The 22,570-nt window shown below is 64.0% G+C and carries 21 protein-coding genes and 1 pseudogene; 17 read left to right on the top strand and 5 right to left on the bottom strand.

Annotation, left to right across the window (positions count from 1 at the left end; translation table 11 throughout):
* The first annotated feature begins 11 nt into the window (after positions 1-11).
* Positions 12-1,829, top strand: coding sequence for a penicillin-binding transpeptidase domain-containing protein (locus B4400_RS14940; RefSeq protein WP_078311069.1), 1,818 nt, complete (start codon positions 12-14; stop codon positions 1,827-1,829).
* Here B4400_RS14940 and B4400_RS14935 read toward each other — a convergent pair.
* Entirely contained in the window at positions 1,826-2,191 is a 366-nt protein-coding gene (locus B4400_RS14935) for a VOC family protein (RefSeq protein ID WP_078311068.1), read from the bottom strand. The two genes, B4400_RS14940 and B4400_RS14935, sit on opposite strands and share 4 nt — an antisense overlap.
* Before the next feature lie 116 nt (positions 2,192-2,307).
* Between B4400_RS14935 and B4400_RS14930 the strand changes: the two genes are divergently transcribed.
* From B4400_RS14930 to B4400_RS14910, 5 genes are all read left to right on the top strand, one after another.
* Positions 2,308-3,048 carry a L,D-transpeptidase gene (locus B4400_RS14930; RefSeq protein ID WP_078311067.1) on the top strand — a complete coding sequence of 247 codons (741 nt, stop codon included), beginning with the start codon at positions 2,308-2,310 and terminating at the stop codon, positions 3,046-3,048.
* Between the two features lie 31 nt (positions 3,049-3,079).
* Entirely contained in the window at positions 3,080-3,940 is an 861-nt protein-coding gene (gene map / locus B4400_RS14925) for a type I methionyl aminopeptidase (protein ID WP_078311066.1), read from the top strand.
* On the top strand, positions 3,937-5,448 hold the full coding sequence (locus tag B4400_RS14920; protein ID WP_078311065.1) for a cobyric acid synthase: 1,512 nt from the start codon (positions 3,937-3,939) through the stop codon (positions 5,446-5,448). The genes map and B4400_RS14920 overlap by 4 nt, the downstream gene beginning before the upstream one ends.
* A gap of 54 nt (positions 5,449-5,502) precedes the next feature.
* Entirely contained in the window at positions 5,503-6,132 is a 630-nt protein-coding gene (locus tag B4400_RS14915) for a hypothetical protein (protein WP_078311160.1), read from the top strand.
* A gap of 109 nt (positions 6,133-6,241) precedes the next feature.
* Positions 6,242-6,868 carry an alpha/beta fold hydrolase gene (locus B4400_RS14910; protein ID WP_078311064.1) on the top strand — a complete coding sequence of 209 codons (627 nt, stop codon included), beginning with the start codon at positions 6,242-6,244 and terminating at the stop codon, positions 6,866-6,868.
* Between the two features lies 1 nt (position 6,869).
* Here B4400_RS14910 and B4400_RS14905 read toward each other — a convergent pair whose 3' ends face one another.
* Positions 6,870-7,859, bottom strand: a complete 990-nt coding sequence (locus B4400_RS14905) for an alpha/beta hydrolase (protein WP_078311063.1) — start codon at positions 7,857-7,859, stop codon at positions 6,870-6,872.
* 107 nt (positions 7,860-7,966) lie between these two features.
* Here B4400_RS14905 and mqo point away from each other — a divergent pair, with 107 nt between their 5' ends.
* The 11 genes and pseudogenes from mqo to B4400_RS14850 all read left to right on the top strand — a co-directional run.
* Positions 7,967-9,451, top strand: coding sequence for a malate dehydrogenase (quinone) (gene mqo / locus B4400_RS14900; RefSeq protein ID WP_078311159.1), 1,485 nt, complete (start codon positions 7,967-7,969; stop codon positions 9,449-9,451).
* An 11-nt stretch (positions 9,452-9,462) separates the two neighbouring features.
* On the top strand, positions 9,463-9,912 hold the full coding sequence (locus tag B4400_RS14895; protein ID WP_502688407.1) for a GNAT family N-acetyltransferase: 450 nt from the start codon (positions 9,463-9,465) through the stop codon (positions 9,910-9,912).
* Positions 9,909-11,789, top strand: coding sequence for a magnesium chelatase subunit D family protein (locus B4400_RS14890; protein ID WP_078311061.1), 1,881 nt, complete (start codon positions 9,909-9,911; stop codon positions 11,787-11,789). Before B4400_RS14895 ends, B4400_RS14890 begins: the two co-directional genes overlap by 4 nt.
* An 18-nt stretch (positions 11,790-11,807) precedes the next feature.
* The gene (cobO, locus tag B4400_RS14885) at positions 11,808-12,422 is read left to right on the top strand and encodes a cob(I)yrinic acid a,c-diamide adenosyltransferase (protein WP_078311060.1); all 615 of its coding nucleotides are present in this window, start codon (positions 11,808-11,810) and stop codon (positions 12,420-12,422) included.
* A gap of 38 nt (positions 12,423-12,460) precedes the next feature.
* A complete protein-coding gene (locus B4400_RS14880) occupies positions 12,461-13,813 on the top strand; it encodes a cobyrinic acid a,c-diamide synthase CobB (protein ID WP_078311158.1) in 1,353 nt (450 codons plus the stop codon).
* Positions 13,814-14,057: 244 nt separating this feature from the next.
* Entirely contained in the window at positions 14,058-14,345 is a 288-nt protein-coding gene (locus B4400_RS25055) for a hypothetical protein (RefSeq protein ID WP_078311157.1), read from the top strand.
* A 236-nt stretch (positions 14,346-14,581) separates the two neighbouring features.
* Complete coding sequence (locus tag B4400_RS14870) at positions 14,582-15,220, top strand: MspA family porin (RefSeq protein ID WP_078311155.1); 639 nt, start codon at positions 14,582-14,584, stop codon at positions 15,218-15,220.
* Positions 15,221-15,222: 2 nt separating this feature from the next.
* Positions 15,223-15,522, top strand: a complete 300-nt coding sequence (locus tag B4400_RS24685) for a hypothetical protein (protein WP_078311156.1) — start codon at positions 15,223-15,225, stop codon at positions 15,520-15,522.
* Positions 15,519-15,812 carry a hypothetical protein gene (locus B4400_RS14860; RefSeq protein WP_078311059.1) on the top strand — a complete coding sequence of 98 codons (294 nt, stop codon included), beginning with the start codon at positions 15,519-15,521 and terminating at the stop codon, positions 15,810-15,812. The genes B4400_RS24685 and B4400_RS14860 overlap by 4 nt, the downstream gene beginning before the upstream one ends.
* 234 nt (positions 15,813-16,046) lie before the next feature.
* Positions 16,047-16,331 carry a DUF1490 family protein gene (locus tag B4400_RS14855; protein WP_078287836.1) on the top strand — a complete coding sequence of 95 codons (285 nt, stop codon included), beginning with the start codon at positions 16,047-16,049 and terminating at the stop codon, positions 16,329-16,331.
* Between the two features lie 32 nt (positions 16,332-16,363).
* A pseudogene (locus B4400_RS14850) lies at positions 16,364-18,409 on the top strand (heavy metal translocating P-type ATPase); the annotation flags it as partial.
* A 41-nt stretch (positions 18,410-18,450) separates the two neighbouring features.
* Here the strand turns inward: B4400_RS14850 and B4400_RS14845 are convergent.
* The 3 genes from B4400_RS14845 to B4400_RS14835 are packed head-to-tail and all read right to left on the bottom strand — an operon-like array spanning position 18,451 to position 22,327.
* Positions 18,451-19,074 (bottom strand): TetR/AcrR family transcriptional regulator, encoded by a 624-nt coding sequence (locus tag B4400_RS14845; RefSeq protein WP_078311057.1) that lies wholly within the window; start codon positions 19,072-19,074, stop codon positions 18,451-18,453.
* The gene (locus B4400_RS14840) at positions 19,071-21,899 is read right to left on the bottom strand and encodes an MMPL/RND family transporter (RefSeq protein ID WP_139360263.1); all 2,829 of its coding nucleotides are present in this window, start codon (positions 21,897-21,899) and stop codon (positions 19,071-19,073) included. Before B4400_RS14840 ends, B4400_RS14845 begins: the two co-directional genes overlap by 4 nt.
* Positions 21,896-22,327 (bottom strand): MmpS family transport accessory protein, encoded by a 432-nt coding sequence (locus tag B4400_RS14835; RefSeq protein WP_078311056.1) that lies wholly within the window; start codon positions 22,325-22,327, stop codon positions 21,896-21,898. Before B4400_RS14835 ends, B4400_RS14840 begins: the two co-directional genes overlap by 4 nt.
* Positions 22,328-22,570: the final 243 nt, after the last annotated feature.

The raw sequence follows: 22,570 nt of genomic DNA, 5'->3' as shown, positions 1-22,570 counted from the left end.
GCATCGACCCGATGTTCAGACGTGTTTGGTCCCTCCCGTTGTTCGGCACCGCGCTGCTGGTGGTCGGCGCGGTTGCGTGCACCCCACGCCCCGACGGGCCCGGGCCCGTAGCGGAGAAGTTTTTCGAGGCGCTGGCCAGCGGCGACACCGCCGCTGCCGCGAAACTGACCGACGATCCGGATGGTGCGAAAGTGGGCCTGGATCAAGCATTTTCGGGCCTACAGGCGACATCGTTCAAGGCCGCCGTCAACGGATCGCAGTACACCCAGGACACCGGCAGCGCCGACGCGACGTATGTCTGGCAGCTACCCAGGAAGCGCACCTGGACCTACAACGGGCGCCTGGAAATGCTGCGTACCGCCGGCAGCTGGCAGGTGCGCTGGGCGCCGAGCGATCTGCACCCCAAACTCGGTGAGCGACAATTGCTCTCGTTGCGCACGGATCCGGCCAAGCGGGCAACGGTCAACGAGGCCGGCGGTACGACCGTGCTGGCACCGGCCAACCTGTACAAGATCTCATTCGACGCGTCGCAGGCCGGAAAATCGTTGATGAGCACCGCCACGGCGCTGGCCGATGCCATTCGGCCCTACGACGACCAGATGAACGCGGCGTCCCTCGCCGAGCAGGCAAGTGCGCAGACCTCGCCGATGAACATCATCACGCTGCGCAAGGACGATTGGGACAAGGTGTCCGTGGCGCTGGAGACCCGGCCCGGCGCACTGCGGCCCGGGGTCGTGATGACGCCGATCGCCGACCTTCTGCCCACCGATGACTCCTTTGCGCCCGATATCGTCGCGCAGGTCAAGAAGGCAGTGCTCGACGAGCTGGACGGCGAGGCCGGCTGGCGGGTGGTGAGTGTCAACCAGAACGGGGTTGACACCGCCGTGCTCAGTGAGGTGAAACCCACTCCGGCGCCGTCGAAGACGATCAGCTTGGACCGTGCCGTACAGAACGCCGCGCAGAACGCCGTCAACACACGCGGTCAGAAGGCCATGATGGTGGTGATCAAGCCGTCGACAGGGGAGATCCTGGCGGTCGCGCAGAACGCCGCCGCCAACGCGGACGGACCACTGGCCACCACGGGGCTCTTCCCGCCTGGATCGACCTTCAAGATCATCACCGCGGGTGCCGCACTCGAGCGCGGAATGGCGACCCCGGACACCATGGTGGGCTGTCCGAAGCGGGTCACCATCGGAGACCGCAGCATCCCCAACTACAACGAGTTCGATCTCGGCACGGTGCCCATGTGGCGTGCCTTCGCGAATTCGTGCAACACGACTTTCGCCAAACTGGCCAGTGAGATGCCACTGGACGGCTTGACCATCGCCGCTTCGCAATTCGGCATCGGCCCCGATTACGACGTAGCGGGCATCCCCACCATCTCCGGAGATGTGCCGCCCACCGTCAATCTGGCGGAACGCACCGAGGACGGTTTCGGTCAGGGCAAGGTGCTGGTCACGCCGTTCGGCATGGCGCTGGCTGCCGCAACCGTGGCCAACGGTAAAACACCTGTACCGCAGTTGATTTCGGGTCAGATCACCGGCATCACCGGTGCGCGGCCAGCGGTGACCCCGACCATGATCGACGGTCTGCGCGGGATGATGCGCGAGACGGTGCTCAGCGGTACCGCGATGGATCTCAAGGGCGAGGGCTCGGTCTATGGGAAGACGGGTGAGGCAGAGTTCCCGGGTGGATCACACGCCTGGTTCGCGGGATATCGCGGTGATATGGCCTTCGCCACGCTGATCGTCGGGGGCGGCGGCTCGGAGGCCGCGGTGCGGGCCACCCGGGTTATGTTCCAGTCGCTTCCGCCGGATTATCTGGCCTAGCCCGGACTCGACGCCAGCACGCAGAACTCGTTGCCCTCGGGATCGGCGAGCACGATCCAGCTCGACTCGCCCTGACCGATATCGACCGTGGTAGCGCCGTGCGCCAGAAACCGATCCACCGCGGCGTGTTGGTCGTCACCCCGAAAGTCCAGGTGTAATCGATTCTTGGCCACCTTCTGATCGGGGTTAGCCAGGAAGAACAACGAGGGTGGGTGCCGGTCGGGCTGGAATACCTCGACGTCTCCGTCGTCATCGACGGAGTACGGCCATTCCAGCGCGTCGGCCCACCAGCGGCCGAGTGTGGCTGCATCATGGCAGTCGATCACAATCGCTTCTAATGTGAGTCCGGCGGACATGCCCATGAAGCCGATTGTGCGCGCTGTCGCTAACGTTCGGCCAGAAGATTACGAACTACCATGTAGTAAAACAGCATCCAGGGAGGATCGAGAGCTTGCGCAGAGCATTTCGGAGTGTGCTTGTGGTGACCGGGCTCGCCAGCCTCCTGATGAACATGGCCATCACCGCACCAGCGACCCTCGGCCACGCAGTGGCCGCATCGTCCAGTGGAGTGGCGTCCGTCTCGCCTACGCCGGGGCAGACGGTCGGGGTGGCCATGCCCGTGACGATTCATTTCGCGGCCCCGGTCGCCGATCGGCCGGCCGCCGAGCGAACCATCACCTTCTCCGCGTCGAAGGTCCCCGCCGGGGCGTTCAGCTGGGTCGACGATGCGACCGTCCGGTTCACTCCCCGCGAGTACTGGCCCGCGCACTCGACCATCTCCGTGTCGGTGAACGGCATCAGTGGCATGAAATACAAGTTCCAGACCGGCTCGGAGGTGCTGGGCATCGGCAGCATCAGTGCCCATACCTTCACGGTCAAGATCGACGGCACGGTCATGCGCGAGATGCCCGCATCGATGGGAAAGCCCAAACACCCCACGCCGATCGGCTCGTTCACCGCCTTGGAGAAGCAGAGTCCCGTGGTCATGGATTCCCGGACCATCGGCATTCCGCTGAATGACCCAGAGGGCTACAAGCTGACCGTCTACTACGCGGTCCGCGTCACCTGGGGTGGTGTCTATGTGCACAGTGCCCCGTGGTCGACGGGAGCGCAGGGTAATTCCAACGTCAGCCACGGGTGCATCAACCTGAGTCCCGACAACGCGGCCTGGTACTACAACACCGTCGGCATCGGCGACCCCATCGTCATCAACGGGTAGCGGTCTCGACGGGCCCCGCTACGCTGCCTTCATGACTGTTCGTGCCGCACTGCGTCCGGGAACGTTGTCCCCCGAGCGCCAGGTTCCCGTGTCGATTGACCGCCCCGAGTACGTGGGTAAGTCCAAGGTCGCGGAAGCCATCGGGGAGCCGTACGTCCAGACACCCGAGGTGATCGAGAAGATGCGCGTCGCGGGCAGGATCGCGGCGCAGGCACTGGCGCTCGCCGGTGAGGCCGTCGCCCCCGGCGTCACCACCGACGAACTGGACCGAATCGCGCACGACTACATGGTTTCCCAGGGTGCGTACCCGTCGACGCTGGGGTACAAGGGATTTCCCAAGTCGTGCTGCACATCGCTCAACGAGATCATCTGTCATGGGATACCGGATTCGACCGTGATCGAGGACGGTGACATCGTCAACATCGATGTCACCGCCTATATCGATGGTGTGCACGGCGATACCAACGCCACGTTCCTGGCCGGGGATGTCTCCGAGGAACACCGCCTCCTGGTCGAGCGGACCCGGGAGGCCACCATGCGAGCCATTAATGCGGTCAAGCCGGGCCGGGCCCTGAGCGTCGTTGGCCGGGTCATCGAGGCCTACGCAAAGCGGTTCGGCTATAACGTGGTTCGCTCCTTCACCGGGCACGGCGTGGGCCCGACGTTTCACAACGGACTCATCGTGCCGCATTACGACGACCCCAACCTGGACATCGTCATCGAGCCGGGGATGACCTTCACCATTGAACCGATGATCAACCTGGGATCGCTGGACTACGAGATCTGGGACGACACCTGGACAGTGGCGACCACCGACAAGCTATGGACCGCGCAGTTCGAGCACACCATGGTGGTCACCGACGACGGAGTAGAGATCCTGACCGTGCCATGACCGGCGCGCTGCTGGTAGGGGGCGTCAGCTCCGATGCCGGTAAGAGTCTGGTCGTTACCGGCCTGTGCCGGTTACTGGCCCGCAAGGGGATTCGCGTCGCGCCGTTCAAGGCGCAGAACATGTCCAACAACTCCGTGGTGACGATAGACGGCGGAGAGATCGGTCGCGCGCAGGCCCTGCAAGCGCGCGCGTGCGGGCTGGAACCGTCGGTACGGTTCAATCCGGTACTCCTCAAGCCCGGCAGCGACCGAACCTCACAGCTGGTGGTACGCGGGCAGGCGACAGGAAACGTCAGTGCCCGTTCCTATATCGAGCATCGCGAGGAATTGCGGCAGGTCGTCGCCGAGGAGCTGCGCGCGCTGCGTGCGGAATTCGACGTCGTGATCTGCGAGGGCGCCGGCTCGGTCGCCGAGATCAACCTGCGAGCCACCGACATCGCCAACATGGGCCTGGCGCAGACAGCGGGTCTGCCGGTGGTGCTGGTCGGCGATATCGACCGGGGTGGAGTGCTGGCGCACCTGTTCGGATCGGTGGCCGTGCTCGAGCCCGCCGATCAACGACTCGTCGCCGGATTCATCGTCAACAAGTTCCGCGGTGATCCCACGCTGCTGGAGCCGGGGCTGGAACAGCTTGCCGTACTGACCGGCCGAACCACGTACGGCGTGCTGCCCTACGACGACCAATTATGGCTCGACGCAGAGGATTCGGTGTCTGTCGTGGCGTCGGCTCAGGTGGGGCGCCCGGCCACCCCGGCCGGGCAGGAATGGCTGCGGGTGGCCGCGGTGCGCCTGCCCCGAATCTCGAATTCAACCGATATCGAGGCCATCGCCTGCGAACCGGGCGTGATTGTCCGGTGGGCGGCGCATCCCGCTGATATCGTCGACGCCGATGTGGTGGTCCTCCCGGGGACCAAGGCCACCGTCGCCGATCTTGCCTGGATGCGCAGCAACGGCATCGCCGAGGCGGTGGTCGCGCACGCCCGTTCGGGCGGGCCGGTGCTGGGTATTTGTGGCGGATTCCAGATGCTCGCCACCACAATCGACGATCGCGTCGAGTCCGGTGCCGGCAGGGTCCAGGGGCTGGGTCTGCTCGATGTGGATATCGCCTTCGAACCGGCCAAGACCCTGCGGCGCTGGCAGTCACCGGGCCTGACCGGATACGAGATTCACCACGGGACCGTCACCCGCTCGGCCGTGGCGCCGTGGCTCACCGAGTACCACGAGGGCGCCGCCGAGGGCGCGGTTCGCGGCACCCATTGGCACGGAGTGCTGGACAACGACGAATTCCGGCGCACCTGGCTTACCGAGGCGGCGGCCGCGGCCGGACGGTCGGGATTCACCGTCGCGGCAGACACCAATGTCGGAGATCGTCGCGCGGCTCAACTGGACAGATTGGCTGACCTCATCGACAGCCACGTCGACGTCGATGCCCTGCGGGCGGTGTGGGAAGAATCCGGGCGGCCGCGCTCTGGCCCGTCATACCCGGTAATTGCGGCGCGGGTCGAATAGCCTGTGCGGGTGCATCGGGGCCTCAGGAACATCACAGCTATCGCAGCATCCGCACTGGCGCTTGCGGGTTGCACCCAGACGGTGCCGGGTACCGCCACGTGGCCGGGAGCGCGCATCGCGCAGTCACTGCTCACCGCCGATGAGCTGCCGCAGGGCACCAAGTACGACAGGGTTGTCGCCGATCTGGGCCCCGTGACCGTCAACAATCAGCAGGTCGTCGGTGCGATGCCCTCGAATCCGCAGGGGTGCGCGGACGGCTTGTCTCCCCGGTTGGCCAACGCGGGCAGAGCGGGCCCCGAGAACACCGCGCGGTACATCGCCCGGTTCAACGGAGCGAACATCATCGTCAGCCTGTTGCGCGACACCATCGACCTGGCCAACGTCAAGGACGTGGCGACCCGCTGCGCGACCTACGAGGTGTTCTTCGACAAGAATTCGCCCGGCACGCGGATGGTCACCGAACCAGTGCGGGGCGGTCCGGTCGGCGTCCTCACCTACAAGCAAACAATGATCATGCCCAAGGGAAGCACTTCCCGGTATATGGCGTTCGCGAATGTCCAGGGGGTGGCGATGGTGGCGACATCCTTCGACCTGCGCGATCCGACGGTCAAGGCCACAGCCACCATGCCCCAGACATTCCTGGATATCGTGGCGAAACAGGTCGACAAGATCGAACGCACGTAACGGGTCCGGGTGAAATTTTCCTGAAAGGGCTGGTTAAAAGCCCAACCGGATCGGTCGTACTCAGGTACCGTGCGCCCATGCCCAAGGTCTTCGCGCAAGCGGCTCATCCATGAGTCCGACGCCTGAGCTTCGTCGCCCGCGCCCGGGGCCCCCGCCTGCGCGCGACGGTGAGTTGCATCAGGTCGTCACGATTGACGGCCGAACGGTGCAGGTCAATGTGTCGGGGCCCGATAAGGGAACCACCGTCGTCATGCTGGCCGCGGCCGGGCACTTCGCGCTCAGTTATCGTGCGGTGTGCGAGCGGCTGCACACCGCGGGGCTACGTACCGCGGTGATCGGACACGATCCGCATCTTCATGCCAAGGCCATCACGGGAGTGCTCGACGACATCGGTGTCAAGGTGGCGCTCTTGGTCGGGGACCGTGCGGGTGGCGAACTGGCCTGGGATCTGGCGGCCAGCAAACTTGACAGGTTTATCGGCCTGGTGGCGATCGACCGTGGACATCCGCGGGTGGCCGACCGTGCCGGGCTGGTCCGCGACAAGCACTGCCCGCCGGTGGAGATCAACACCACGGTGTTGGTCACCTCGGACACCACTCGGGCCATCGCCCGCGCCAGCCAGCGCTTCGTCTACGGCGACTATCGGATTGTCGAACTGATGGGACGCCGGTCGGCGACTCGCGACCTCACCCCGGAGCTGGCCGCCGAGGTGGTGCTGCGCAGCAGCTCATGGTGAATTAGCTGCCCGCCTCGTACCAGTCCAGCCAGGAATTCAGTTCCTGGTACGCCCGTACGCGTGGCTCCGCCACCGACAGGAACACATCGTGTTTGGCATCGGGGATCGGGATGATGCGTTGATAGTTGCCGATGCACCCCGCCCAGCGTGCAATCTGCTGAACATCCAGGACCGCATCGCCGTGTAGCGCGGCCGCGGGGTCAACGTCTCCGGGGAGGCTGCGATCCGAGCGCAGGATCAGGTTGGACACGCCGACATCCAGGCCGCGGTGCAGCTCGGCATGTCCGTGCCGGATGGCACTGATCCACCCGAATCGCACCGGGAACCCGCCGACCGGTTTCCATTCCAGGTTGTAGTCGAACTCTCCATGAAAGTCCTTGTGCAGGCTGGCGCCGTAGGCGCCCTCGTGCGGTAGCGGGATCGCTTGTTTGGCACGGAACCGCGAAATCGCCTTGACGGCAGCGGTGGTGCCGCCGCTGCGGAGAAAGGGGCGGCCCTGAAGATCCAGCCAGGGGCTGTTGAGGATGAGGCCCGCGATACCGCCCAGGCCATCGGCAACCCGTAGACGGTTGAGCCACAGCGAGACGATGAGACCGCCGGCGGAGTGTCCGTAGATGAGCAGTGGTGCGTCCGTGCTCTGCCCCCCGGCCTCCCCGGTGATGATGTTCACCGCGGCGTTGAGTTCGGCGTCGTAGAGCGACAGATCACTGATGTAGTGCGGGGTCTGGTGAACGCGCCGAGAACGCCCGCATTTGCGCAAGTCGAGTGCGAAGAAGCGATAGCCGCGAGCCAGGAAATGTTCGGCAAGCTCGGTATGGAAGAAGTAGTCGGTATATCCGTGCACCATGAGCACCGCGCGTCCGGTATCCGGCTGAGTTTCAGGGCGCACCAGTGTGGCGGTAATTACACCTTCGCCGTCAGGGTCAATGCCCAGTTCAATGGTCTGACGAAGGTAGCCATCGAGGACATCGGATTCCCATGTCACGGGCATAGCCTAGTTGAAGGAATGACGGAATTACCCGCGCGATAACCTGTGTGTACTCCCGGGTAGTGGCGAAGCGTTGCCACTCCATCAGATTCGAAAAGGACAGTGAACCGGTGTCAAACGCGCAGGTGGAGCAGACAGACGTTGCCCTGATTGGGTCGGGGATCATGAGCGCGACGCTCAGCGCCTTGCTGCGGTTGGTCGAACCCGACCTGTCGATCACCTTGATCGAACGCCTCGATGCGGCCGCGAGTGAAAGCAGCGACCCGTGGAACAACGCGGGTACCGGTCACTCGGCGCTCTGCGAGCTCAACTACACGCCGCAGAAGGCGGACGGCTCGATCGACATCACGAAGGCCATCACGGTCAACGAGCAGTTCCAGGTATCGCGCCAGTTCTGGGCGTATGCCGTCGAGAACGGCGTGCTGCCCGACGTCCGCGGGTTCCTCAATCCCATCCCGCATGTGAGCTATGTGCACGGAGCCGACAAGGTCGAGTTTCTGCGTAAGCGCCACGACGCTCTGGTCGGTAACCCGCTGTTCGCGAAGATGGAGTTCATCAACGACGACGACGAATTCGGGCGCCGGCTGCCGTTGATGGCGGCCGGACGCGATTTCTCCGACCCGGTGGGGTTGAACTGGAGCCAGGACGGCACCGACGTCGACTTCGGTGAGCTGTCAAAGCAATTGGTCGGCTTTGGCGTTCGCAGCGGCACCAGCGCGATCTTCGGCACCGAGGTGCGCAATATCAGCCGCGAACGCGACGGCGGATGGATCCTCAAGCTGGTCAACGGACGCACCGGCGAAAAGCGCAAGCTCAAGGCCAAGTTCGTGTTCGTTGGCGCCGGTGGCGGCGCGCTGGGTCTGCTGCAGAAGGCCGGCATCCCGGAAGCCAAGGGCTTCGGCGGATTCCCGGTGAGCGGCGCCTTCTTGCGCACCAACAACATCGACCTCACCGAGGGGCACAAGGCCAAGGTGTACGGCTTCCCGCCGCTCGGCGCACCGCCGATGTCGGCGCCGCACTTGGACACCCGTGTGATCAACGGAAAGGAATGGCTGCTGTTCGGGCCGTTCGCCGGATGGTCGCCCAAGTTCCTCAAGATGGGCAAGGTCACCGACCTGCCCGCGTCGGTGAAACCCAACAACCTTGCGTCGATGGTCGGCGTTGGTCTCACCGAGTTCAAGCTTGCGACCTTCCTGCTGAGTCAACTGCGGCTCACTCCGGATGACCGCATCGACATGCTGCGCGAATTCGCGCCCAAGGCACAGCGTTCCGATTGGGAGCTGATCACCGCTGGCCAGCGCGTACAGGTCATTCGACCGGCCAAGGGCAAGGGCGGTGCACTCGAATTCGGCACCATGGTGCTCAATTCGGCCGACGGCAGCATCGCCGGTCTGCTCGGCGCCTCGCCGGGTGCGTCTACCGCCGTGCCAGCCATGCTCGATGTCATGCAGCGGTGCTTCCCTGACCGGTTCGCCAACTGGATGCCCAAGCTCAAGGAAATGATCCCGTCGCTGGGTATCAGCCTGTCGGACGAGCCCTCACTGTTCGGTGAGGTATGGGACTGGGGCACACAGGTTCTCGGCCTGGAGCAGTGACGCCGCCGGCCGTGCTGGCACAACCGGGGTGGTCCTGGTCCGCTGACCTGGACACCGCGACGCTGTACGGACTGCTGCGGTTGCGCGCCGAGGCGTTCATCGTCGGTCAGAACTGTGCCTACCAAGATCTCGACGGTCGCGATCTCAAGCCAGAGACCCGGCATTTTTGGATCAAGAACGAGAACGACGATGTCGTCAGTGGTCTACGGGTGCTCGCGGATCCGGAGGGTTCGGGGTTCTGGATCGGCCGGGTATGTACGGCCGACGCCGAACGCGGCCATGGGCATGCGGCGCGATTGGTCCGTGCCGCGCTGACCGAGATCGGCGGTGCACGCTGTCGACTGAATGCGCAGGCCCACCTGGGAGACATGTATGGCAAGCTGGGATTCGTAGTCTCCGGTGACGAATTTCTCGAGGACGGGATACCGCACGTGCCCATGACCTGGATGGCCGGGAAATGACCAGCGCCACAGGCATTCCCGGATACCCGCTCAGCGCAATCGTGGGCCACGACCAGCTGCGGTTGGCGCTCGTGCTCTCCGCGGTGCGCCCCGATATCGGCGGAGTGCTTATCCGCGGGGAGAAGGGCACGGCCAAGTCGACGGCGGTGCGCGCCCTGACCTCCGTGCTGGGTTCTGTCGACGGCGCACGCCTGGTGGAACTCCCTATCGGTGCGACCGAAGATCGGGTCGTTGGATCCCTGGACCTGCAGAAGGTGCTGCGCGACGGCGAACACGCATTTTCCCCAGGGCTTTTGGCGCGGGCCAACGGCGGCGTGCTGTACGTGGACGAGGTCAACCTGCTGCACGACCATCTGGTTGACGTGATCCTCGATGCGGCGGCGATGGGTCGGGTGCATGTAGAACGCGATGGCGTATCCCATTCGTACGACGCACGATTCGTGCTGATTGGCACCATGAACCCCGAGGAGGGAGAGCTGCGGCCGCAGCTGCTGGATCGCTTCGGATTCGCGGTGGATGTACACGCCTCTCGGGAGGTGTCGGTGCGGGCCGAGGTCATCCGTAGGCGACTTGCCTATGAGGCAGATCCCGCGGGGTTCGTCTCCCGTTACGCCTCCGAGGAGGCCGAGCTGGCGGGACGGATTGCCGATGCTCGACAGCTGCTGCCCCGGGTCACCTTGCCCGATGCCGAATTACTGCGTATTGCCGCTCTGTGCGCGGCTTTCGATGTGGATGGGATGCGCGCCGATCTGGTGGTGGCCCGTGCCGCTGTCGCCCATGCCGCATGGCGTGGTGCCGAAGTGGTCGGGGAGTCCGATATCCGGGTGGCCGCCGAGCTGGCGCTGCCGCACCGCCGACGGCGAGACCCGTTCGACGAGCCGGGCCTGGATCAGGAGCAGCTCGACCAGGCGATGCGCGATAGCGCGCCGCCGCAGGATCACGATCCCGGCGGAGACGACCCAGACCCCGATCCGGATGGCCCCGGTGGTGGCGCACCCGAACCTTCGTCGAATCCTCCTAAAGCTGATGATTCGCAACAGGAGTCAGCGTCGATGCCGGCGCCGTCCCGGCCCAGCCCGACGCCTTCGGCGACATTTCGCGCCAAGACGCTTCGGGTGCCGGGCGTTGGCATGGGTGCCCCCGGACGACGTTCCGCGGCGCGCAACCGTACCGGCAAGGTGATCGCCCCGAGCTCCGATGAGGGATTCGGGGTGCACGTGATTGGCACGCTGATGTCCGCTGCGGGCAGGGTGACCGAACCCGGCAGGCTGCCCAAACCGGTGTTCTCCGATGTGCAGTGGGCGATCAGGGAAGGGCGCGAAGGCAATCTGGTGATTTTCGTTGTCGACGCCTCCGGGTCGATGGCGGCACGCCAGAAGATGTCGGCGGTCAGTGGAGCCACCTTGTCGCTGCTGCGCGATGCCTATCAGCGACGCGACAAGGTCGCGGTCATTACCTTCCGTGGCCAGGAAGCGGCGACGCTGCTGGCGCCGACAAGTTCGACGCATATCGCGGGGCGAAGGCTTCAGCAGTTCGACACCGGCGGTAAAACGCCGTTGGCACAAGGACTTTTGGCGGCGCGCGATCTCGTGTCCCGCGAGCGTGGCCGTGATCCGCATCGTCGCGCCCTGGTAGTCGTGCTCACCGATGGGCGCGCTACCGGGGGCCCGGATCCCTTGGGGCGGGCTCGTCGCGCCGCGGGAATGCTGCGCGCCGAACAGGTGGCTTGTGTGGTGGTCGATTGCGAGACATCTTTCGTAAGAATGGATTTGGCGGTCACACTGGCGCAACAGCTTGATGCACCGGTGATCCAGCTGGACCACCTGAATGCCGACCGGCTCGCCGGTGTGGTCCGCGGCGCCACTGCAGCTGCGTGAGATAGCGGAGGAGGTTCAATGCCGCAGGGACAACCGCTGGTAGTGCCAGAAGACGGGCTCACCACGAAAGCGCGTCGTAATGCCCCGGTACTCGCGGTGCATACCGGTGCCGGAAAAGGCAAGTCCACCGCTGCCTTTGGCATGGCGCTGCGTGCCTGGCATCACGGTGCGGATGTCGCTGTGTTCCAGTTCGTCAAGAGTGCGAAGTGGCGAGTGGGCGAGGAGTCGGTTTTCGGTGAGCTCGCTAAGCTGCACGATGAGCACGGGATCGGCGGTTCGGTTCAGTGGCACAAGATGGGGTCGGGCTGGTCCTGGTCGCGTCGGGCGGGCACCGAAACCGACCATGCTGCCGATGCCGCCGCCGGATGGGCCGAGATTGCCCGGCGACTGGCCGCCGAGGAACACGGCTTCTACGTACTCGACGAATTCACCTACCCGCTCAAGTGGGGCTGGGTTGACGTCGACGAGGTGGTCTCTGTGCTGCGGAATCGCCCTGGTATGCAGCACGTCGTGATCACCGGACGCGATGCGCCGCAACAGCTTCTGGATGCCGCCGACTTGGTCACCGAGATGACGAAGGTTAAGCATCCGATGGACCAGGGCCGCAAGGGTCAACGCGGCATCGAGTGGTAATCCGATGGTAGTGCGTGGTGTCCGTTAACGTTCCCGCGATCGTGATCGCCGCGCCCGCATCGGGCAGCGGAAAGACCACAGTGGCAACGGGTTTGATGGGCGCGCTGCGGCGTGTGGGGCACCGGGTCGCGCCGTTCAAGGTGGGTCCGGATTACATCGATCCCGGATATCACAGTCTGGCGACCGGTAAGCCGGGCCGCAACCTCGACAGTGTGCTCGTGGGCACCGATCTCATCGGGCCGCTGTTCGGTCACGGTTGTCGGAACGCGGATATCGCGGTCGTCGAAGGGGTGATGGGTCTTTTCGACGGCCGGATCGGCGACGCGAAGGGGTCCACGGCCCAGATCGCCGCCTTGCTCGGGGCGCCGGTGGTGCTGGTGGTCGACGCGAGGGGGTACAGCCAGAGCATGGCTGCGCTGCTGCATGGTTTTGTGGCGCATGCCGCCGAGGCGGGGATCAGGATCGCCGGGGTGATTCTGAACCGGGTCGGATCGGCGCGGCACCGGGAGATCCTCACGGCAGCAGCCGACCGTGCCGGACTTGCCGTGCTCGGGGCGCTGCCTCGTGTCGAGGAGATATCGGTCCCATCGCGACATTTAGGATTGGTGACAGCTATCGAACATGGCCAGGCAGCACGTGATGCGATCGAGGCGATGACGCGGCTGGTTGGCGCGCATGTGGACATACCCGCGATTGTCGCCGCTGCCCGCAGTGATGTGCCGGGCCCCGCGTGGGATCCCGCGGACGCCATTGGCACTCGGGTGGTCGGGGAGCCCGTGGTGGCGCTGGCCGCTGGCTCGGCGTTTACCTTCGGCTACGCCGAACATCGCGAGTTGTTGACCGCAGCGGGTGCGGTGGTGGCTGAATTCGACCCGCGAAGGGACGCCTTGCCTGAGGAGACCGCTGCGTTGGTGCTGCCGGGTGGATTTCCGGAGCAGTTCGCCGCCGAACTTTCGTCCAATGAATCACTACGCCAACAGGTTCGTGATATGTCGGGACCGATTCATGCCGAATGCGCGGGGCTCACCTACCTGTGCCACGACCTCGATGGCGCCCCGATGTGTGGGGTGATCGACGCGCGTGCACGTTTCACGGATTCGCTCACCCTCGGGTACCGGGACGCGGTGGCGATCACCGGTTCTGTGCTATTCGACGAGGGGGAACGATTGAGCGGGCACGAGTTTCATCGCACCACGGTCGACTATCGCGACGATGCTGGGCATCGTGCCTGGGCCTGGAGCACCCCCAACGGTGTCCGTCGTGAGGGCGTGGTGGCAGGAGAGGGCCGCATCCACGCCTCGTACCTGCACACGCATCCGGCGGCGCACCCTCATGCGGTGGCCCGGTTTGTGTCACGGGCAACGACGTGGGGATATAGACCGCGACTCTGAGCCGAGGGGCATTGTGACAGACCCGCAGGACCAAGGGATTCCACGTCCGGGGCCTCGATCCGGTTGTGGCAGCAGAAACAACTGTGACAGAAGCCGTTTCGCGCACAACGAGTCGTGAGCCCGGAGCGGCGAAAATTTGCCTGGTACCATCGTTGACATGTCAGGTCGCGGGGTGCCCAGCTGTCGGCTGAGCTCTGCGATCGTGCTGGCAATTCTATGCTTGTTGGTCGGGGGCGCTTGCTTGTTGCCCGGCGAGAGTTCGAATTTGGCAAACGCGGCGACCTCGGTATCGTTGTATGACACTGCCGAGGTTCATCATTGGGAACCGGTGCAGCACGGCATGGCCGTCACCCGTGCTCGCCTCGGGCTGGTTGTGCAGCCGGTGTGGCTGCCTCTCACCGTGTCGGTCTTCGCACTTGGTGGCGCGGCACTGCTGGTTCTGTTGATGTCACGGCGTAGCGCGTTACTTTCTCATGCCCCGGATAATGCTGGGTGGCAACGGCTTCTGTTCTTAGGGATCAATCGGCGCTGAGGGACCTCCGAGTCGGCAATTGCCGCCGTCTTGCGTGTGTCAAACCTTCACCAGCCGTGCAACGCCCGTTATCGGGGTGCCTGGGCGGCTCCGTATCTGTTGATTGGACCGGTTCTTGTGGCGACTTCTGCCTCTATCTGTAAACCCTCGTTGTTTGTGAACGTGCGCCACCATGTGCTGGCGTCTCGCTCTCGTCTCCCCGTGGTATCCCACCTGCGCATGGAATGGCGGATTTCGTGATTGCCCGCCTCATCAGCACGGGCTTCTTCATGGCCGCGTGCGGGCTCACAGATACCGCCACGGCCATCGCAGAGCCAAAAGATATGGCGCCGCAGCAATATTCGAGGACCACTCGAGACGGATGGCATCTGGAGATCCGGTTGGAGAACGAGCGCGTGAACTCCGTGCCCAACCTGGCGGCGGCCACGAACTCACGCGAGGCCTTCATTACGCTCTCGGGTACGGCAACCGCGACCGGTGGCAGCAATCCCATCACCGACAGCCTGTTCCTCATCGGCTACCAGCTCGGCTGCCAATCCGATGTGTCATCGGGATTGCAGATCGGCGGATCCGCAGGCATCGCGCCGTCGGTGAACGTCGGCGTGCTTCCCCTGCAGACGGTGGGAGTTGGAGGCAGCGCTGGAGTCAGCGGATTTGTGCAAACCGTGGTGCAACCGGGCGTCATTGTGAACCTGCCGCTGGGAAATATGGTTCTGTCGCGGGGCAATACGGGGGCGCTGGATCTGGACAACGTCCATGTGAAGGCGGACGCCTGCGGAGGGGACGTTACTGTCCGGTCCTTTGCCTCGCTGCGTGTGTCCACCGAGACCGGCCACACTGAATTCGCCATCTATGGCGACCCGATCAAGATCTGATGATGAAATTCTTCTGTGCCGCAACGGTCTTGATATGTTCGTTGTGCGGGGCGCCGGTGGCCGCCGCGGACCCGCTGCCGATAAAGCCGATGCCCGCAGTGCCGGTAGCAGTGCCTGGGGGAGCGCCCAATAATCAAGCAGCCCTACCATCGCAACCATCTTTCGGGCTATCGCCTCCACCGCGGCGCGGCACCCAGATAACGGCTGGGCTTGGCGCGGGATTTACCGCTCGAATTGGTGCCGGAATGACGTCCGGGCAGTTGGAGGACCCACGTGGGACAAGGGAAGGAACGGCCCCATGATTCGATCATTATGTGTCGCAATAGTATCCATGGGATTTGCCGTGGTGCTCACCGTACCTGCATCGGCGGAGCTACCGTCGCCTCATCCTGCTCCCTACGGCCCGGTTGACGCGCCCGGGCAGTTGCCTGCGTTGAACATGTCGCGTGGGACCCGGCTGCCGGCTTCGATGTCGGGATCGCGTGGGCCGCAGATGTCCGGTGGGGTGGACGGTGCCGGAGCCTCCGGCGGCGTCAAGGCAAGCGCTGGGTTCGGGGACGGGAAACCGGGTAGCTCAGCTGCGTTCCCGTGACACGATGACGGCCCCTGAAGCAGGGGAATCACGTCGTTGACCATGCGCCGCATGTCGTGGCCACGTCGGCGCGCCAGTTGGGCGGGGGCCTGCCATACTGGCCGATAATGACAACCGTTATCATTATGACTCAACCGGTCACCTCGAGCCGTGATCGAGAGTAGGTTTCGTTAAAGAGCCGCGGCGCGCGATGAAGCGTGACTCAAATGCATTGAGCGGAAGGGTGATTGGCTGATGGTATGGCACGGACTGTTAGTGAAGGCCGCATCAACGGTGGCAACCGGTGCGGTGGGAGTCGCCGCCTACGAAGTCGTACGCAAGGCCGCGGCCAAGGTTCCCGTCCGCGACGCCAGTGTCGTCGTCACCGCCTGGGGTCTGCGAGGAGTGCGTAAGGCCGAGGAAGGCGCCGAACGCGCCCGGTTGGCGATTGGAGACGTCGTCGCGGAGGCGCGGGAGCGCATTGGAGAAGAGGCTCCGCCGCCCGTGGTGGGAGAAGCCGGTCACGACCACGAGCACTGAGCCGCACATGGTCACTGTCGTATCTGACGCCGGTGGTGGTGTGGTACTCGAAGGCAAGTGGTTCGGCCGATGAGATCCTGGCCGCACTGGTCGGCGCCCTCGATGCCCCGTTACCGGATTCGTCGATGCGAGAACCGCATTCGTCCGATGTGCGCAACGGCGACGTGCTGCGCATGGCCGTGGGCGGTGCGGCCCTGGTGGTGCTCGGAGTTCGCCGGTATCCGCTGCGGCGTCCGCCGCTTCTGGGGCCGACAGGCCGGGTATTGGCAACGGCAGTCACGATTTTCAGCGGCTATCCGTTCTTGCGGGGTGCACTTGCCGCACTGCGCAGCGGCAGATCGGCAGGCACGGATCTGTTGGTGTCGGCGGCCACCGTGGCCAGCCTGGTGCTGCGGGAGAACGTGGTTGCCCTGACCGTGTTGTGGCTGCTCAACATCGGCGAGTATCTGCAGGACCTCACGCTCCGGCGTACTCGTCGCGCCATCGCGGATCTGTTGTCGGGCAGCCAGGACACCTCGTGGGTCCGTCTGCGCGATGGCACCGAGGTTCAGGTCGCTACGGCATCGCTGGTGATCGGCGACGAGGTGGTGGTCCACGAGCAGGTGGCCATTCCCGTCGACGGCGAGATAGTGGACGGTGACGCGATCGTCGACCAATCGGCCATCACAGGTGAAACCCTGCCGGTCAGTGTCGTGGCTGGGGGACAGGTGCATGCGGGCTCGGTCGTCATGCGTGGCCGCATCGTCGTGCGTGCCGCGGCCGTTGGCGGACAGACGATCATCGGCCGGATTATCACGCGGGTTGAGCAGGCGCAGCGTGACCGCGCGCCGATTCAGACTGTCGGTGAGAACTTCTCACGCCGATTCGTTCCGGCCTCGTTCCTACTGTCGCTGGGCACCCTGATGGTGACGAGGGATGTGCGGCGCGCGATGACGATGCTTTTGGTGGCTTGCCCGTGCGCGGTGGGATTGTCTACCCCCACCGCCATCAGTGCGGCCATCGGCAACGGAGCGCGCAGGGGAATCCTGGTCAAGGGCGGTTCCCATCTGGAACTTGCCGGCCGAGTCGACGCATTCGTGTTCGACAAGACCGGAACGTTGACCATCGGCCGGCCGGTGGTAACGAACATCGTTGCCTTCAAAGAAGGTTGGGAGCCGGAACAGGTGCTCGCGTACGCGGCGAGCTCCGAGATCCACGCTCGGCATCCCTTAGGGGAGGCTGTCATCCGCTCGACCGAGGAACGCCACATCGTCATCCCGCCGCACGAGGAGTGTGAGGTGTTGGTTGGCCTGGGGATGCGGACCCGTGCCGACGGGCGCACCCTCCTGTTGGGCAGCCCGGCACTGCTGAGCAAGGAGAACGTCCGGGTGACCCCGGAGGCCGACGAGTGGGTGGCCAAACTCCGGCGCCGCGCCGAAACTCCGCTTCTACTGGCAGTGGACGGCGTTCTCGTCGGACTCATCAGTCTGCGCGACGAGATCCGTCCTGAGGCTGCCGAGGTGCTGGCGGCACTGCGGTCATCGGGTGTCAAGCGGGTGGTCATGCTCACCGGCGATCACACCGAGACAGCACGGGCCGTGGCAGAGGAATTGGGAATCGAAGAGTGGCAGGCCGAGGTGCTGCCCGAGGACAAGCTCCAGACCGTGAGTCAACTGCGCAGCGCCGGGCATGTCGTCGCGATGGTTGGTGACGGCGTCAACGACGCGCCCGCGCTGGCGGCGGCAGATATCGGAATTGCCATGGGACTCAACGGAACCGATGTGGCGGTGGAAACCGCTGACGTGGCCCTGTCTAGTGACGACCTGCGTAAGCTGCTCGACGTGCGTGGGCTGGGCGGCCGGGCCGTGACTGTTATCCGACAGAACTACGCCATGTCGATCGCCGTCAACGCTATCGGGCTGGTAGTGGGCGCCGGGGGTGCACTCTCGCCGGTTATCGCGGCCATATTGCACAACGCGTCTTCGGTCGCTGTCGTCACCAACAGCTCTCGCCTCATCGGCCACGAACTCGACGGCCGACCTTCGCTCTCACCGACGCGACACCGGCAGCCGGCGGATCTACCTCGAGTAGTGCCCTGACCGTCCAGCGGAAATGACTGTTTCAGAGGGATTACGAAGACCTACCTCGGTCTGACGGGCCCCTGAACCAACGGAAGAATCACGTCGTCGACCATACGGCGCATGTACGTCTCGTCGATGACAGTCCTCTTGAGGGCCGCAGTGAGGCTGAGGCCCAGCGGTATGTCGTACACCAGTGACAGGTCGCGGCCGCGGGCTATCTCGCCGCGCTCGGCGGCGCGGGCGAACACGACTTCCATCCGCTTCCGGGTTTGTGACAGGAGCAGGTCATCCAGCGCTGCCGCCAGTGTGGAGTCGTTGACGGCCTCGGCGATGATTCCCGCCAGCAGGTTGCCGGTAAGGATGTCGTTGTCGCCGAAATCCCTTGCCTCGTAGAGAGCATGCAAGTCACCGCGCAAGCTCCCGGTGTCCGGAACGTCGTCGAGCTTCCCGAGCGAAGGGCGCCCGTGCAGGATCGCATCCGCGGTGAGCGCGGCCTTCGAAGACCAGCGCCGATAGATGGCTGCCTTGCCCACACCGGCACGAGCGGCGATCACGTCCATGCTCATCGCGTCGTATCCCTGCTCGGCAAGCACGATGAACGCCGCCTCCAGGATGGCGAGATCCAACGACCTGTTCAGCCGCCCGGGTGTTCTTTGTCGTTGAATGGCAGTATTTTTCGTCATGGGGTCCGCGCAGTGGTGTAGTGACGAAGGTTCAGCGGCCACCAGAACCAGCGGCCAAGCAGCGCGGCGATGGCCGGGGTCATGAAGGACCGCACGATCAGGGTGTCGAAGAGCAGCCCGAGTCCGATCGTCGTCCCGAGTTGCCCCACGATGCGCAGGTCACTGACCACCATGGCGCACATGGTGAATGCGAACACGAGGCCGGCGTTGGTCACCACCTTGCCGCTGCCGCCCATGGCCCGGATGAATCCGGTCTTGAGCCCACCGTGCAACTCTTCCTTGAAGCGTGCGATGAGCAGCAGGTTGTAATCCGAGCCCACGGCCAAGAGGATGATCACCGACAACGGCACTACGAACCAATGCAAGTCCATGCCCAACAGGTCCTGCCAAATCAGCACCGACACTCCGATGGATGCGCCGAGCGACACCGCCACCGTGCCGACAATGACGAGAGCGGCGACCACGCTGCCGGTGACGAGCAGCATGATGATGAAGATCAAGCACAGTGACGCGATGCCCGCCAGGATGAGGTCGTACTTCGCTCCTTCCTGCAGGTCCTTGTTCGCGGCGGCGGTTCCGCCCAGGTAGACCTTGGCATTTTCCAGCGGGGTGCCCTTGATCGAATCAGCCACTGCCTCTTTGATATTGCCGACGGTCGCGATGCCCTCCACGGAGGCCGGGTTCCCTTGATGAGAGACCGTCATCCGGACGGCCTTACCGTCGGGGGACAGGAACATCTTCAATCCGCGTTTGAAGTCGGCGTTCTCGAACACCTCGGGCGGCAGGTAGAACGAGTCGTCGTTCTTGGCTTGATCAAAGTACTTGCCGATCAGGGTGGAGTTCTTGGTGCTCTCATCCATCTGATTCATGATCCCGGACATGGTGCTGTGCATGGTCAACAGCGTTCCGTGCATGGACTTCATGATGGCGATCATGGGTGGAAACTCCGCGAGCATCCGCGGCATCAGGACGTCGACCTTATCCATGTTCACCAGCATGCCGTCCATGTCTTCCACCATCGCATCGACGCCATCGAGAGCATCGAACACGGTACGGCTCGCCCAGCAGATCGGGATATCGGCGCAGTGCTTCTCCCAATAGAAGTAGTTGCGAATCGGCCTGAAGAAATCGTCGAAAGTAGCCATCAGGTCGCGCATGTCGTGCATTTTGCCTTGCATCACCTTCATCTGGCCGGTCATATCGTGCATGATGTCGGTGAGTTCGCGCATCATGTCGTACACGCGTTCCATGGTGCCGATCAAGGTTCCCATCTGGTCTGCCATGGTCAGCATGTCCGCCATGCGGTCCTTCATGTACTTCATGTTCTGGATCTGGCCGGCACCCTGCAGGCCGATCTGGAACGGTATCGAGCTGTGTTCGATGGGGGTTCCCAGCGGCCGGGTGATCGCCTGTACTCGGCCCACCCCGCGGGCATGGAACGCCGTCTTGGCGATCCTGTCGATGACCAGCATGTCCGCCGGATTACGCATGTCGTGATCGGCCTCGATCATGAGCATTTCGGGGTTCATCCGGGCCGGGGAGAAATGCCGTTCGGCGGCGGCATAGCCGACTTTTGAGGGCACGTTATCCGGCATGTACTGGCGGTCGTCGTAACCCGGGGTGTATCCCGGCAGGGTGAGTAATCCGACGAGTGCAATCCCAATAGTGACAATGAGAATCGGACCTGGCCAGCGCACCACCGCGGCACCGATACGTCGCCAGCTGCGCTCGTCATGCTTCCGTTTGGGCTCGAACAGTCCGAAGCGGCTACCCAACGCCAGCACCGCGGGAGCCAGGGTGAGTGCCGCCGCGACGATCACGAAAATGACTAGCGCACAGGGGACGCCCATGGACCGGAAGAGCGGTAGGCGCGTCAAGCTCAGGCACAGGGTCGCACCCACGATGGTCAGGCCCGATCCCAAGATCACGTGCGACACACCGGAATACGCGGTGTAGAAGGCTGCCTCCCGATCTTCTCCGGACTGGCGCGCTTCGTGATATCGGCCCAGCAGGAAGATCACGTAGTCGGTGCCTGCGGCGATGCCCAGCATCGTGACCATGCTGACGGCATAGGTTGACAGTCCGATCACGTTGAGATTGCCCAATGTCGCGACCACTCCCTGGCCCGCCATCAGTTCCACCCCAACGACCACCAGTGCCAGAAACATCGTTATCACCGAGCGGTACACGAAGAGCAGCATCACGACGACGACGCCTACCGCGATGAGCGTGGTCTTCTGCATGCTCTTGTTGCCCGCCGTTCCCGTATCGGCACTTGCGGCAGTGCCTCCGGTGACGTAGGCCTGCACGCCGTCGGGGCCGGGGGTTTCGGCGATGATCTTGCGAACGGCATCGACGGATTCATTGGCCAAGGTGGTGCCCTGGTCTCCGGCCAGGTTCACCTGAACGTAGGCAGACTTCCCGTCGGCGCTCTGAGCGCCGGAGGCGGTGAGCGGGTCTCCCCAGTAGTCAGAGATGTGTTGTACGTGGGCCGGATCGGCCTTCAGCTTTTTGATGATCTCGTCGTAGAAGCGGTGCGCCTGGTCCGCCAGCTCTTGCTTCCCCTCGAGCACGATCATCACTGAGCTGTCGGAGTCGAACTCCCCGAACACCTTGCCCGTGTGCATCATCGCGATCATCGAGGGAGCGTCCTTGGGGGACATTGACACTGAATGTGCCTTGCCCACTTCATCGAGGGAGGGTGTGACGACATTGAGGATGATGGCAATGCCCAGCCAGAAAAGGATGATCGGGATCGACAAGGTCCGGATCATCCGCGCGATTCGTGGAGGACGCGCGGCCTGATCACCGCCGCCGTGCCTCATGCGGACTTCACCAGGCAGTAGATGTAGGCGTTGTGCTCGTTGGAAACTCGTTCCACCTTGACCTCGCCGTTGACGATGATCCGGCAGCCGATGCGGTTGCCGTCACCCTGAGCCACGATGTTCCCGCTCAATGACGGCAAGATCGACACGATCTTGAACGACCACGGCAGCTGAACGGCGTCGACCCGAGTCGGTTGCGCATCTTCGTTGAAGTAGTTCACATCGGCCATGGCGCCCGGCTCTCCAAATATCTCGTATACGAGGGTTTTTGGGTTATACGGGACGGCATCCTTGGCGTTGTTGTCGGCAGAAGAGGTAAAGGAGTCCGAGCCGAAAATCCCGCGGACCCGGAGTACCGCGAATCCGCCGACCGCCAGTATCGCGGCGATCAGCAGCGGCATCCAGATCCGTCGTATCACACGAAGCATCCCAAACCCCTTTGCGCTCAATATGATTGGCACAGCACTGACGGTCTTACGTGTTGGAACTGCCGCAGCTGGTCGAGATGGGCGTCTTTGCCCCACACGGAACTGAAGTTCCGCATGATGGTCGGGACGGTACCCCACTTCGACTCCGTGCGCCACACCAGCGAGCTAACTATGCGGCCGCTCGGGACGCCCCGATTCGCCCAATCGCGGCGGCACGCCCGCAGGGGAGGGGCTGAGCCGCCC

This window comes from Mycobacterium sp. D16Q13 (assembly GCF_002013375.1).
GTDB lineage: Bacteria > Actinomycetota > Actinomycetes > Mycobacteriales > Mycobacteriaceae > Mycobacterium.
Note: the sequence above shows the minus strand (reverse complement) of the source record. Positions and strands in the feature narration are given on the sequence as shown.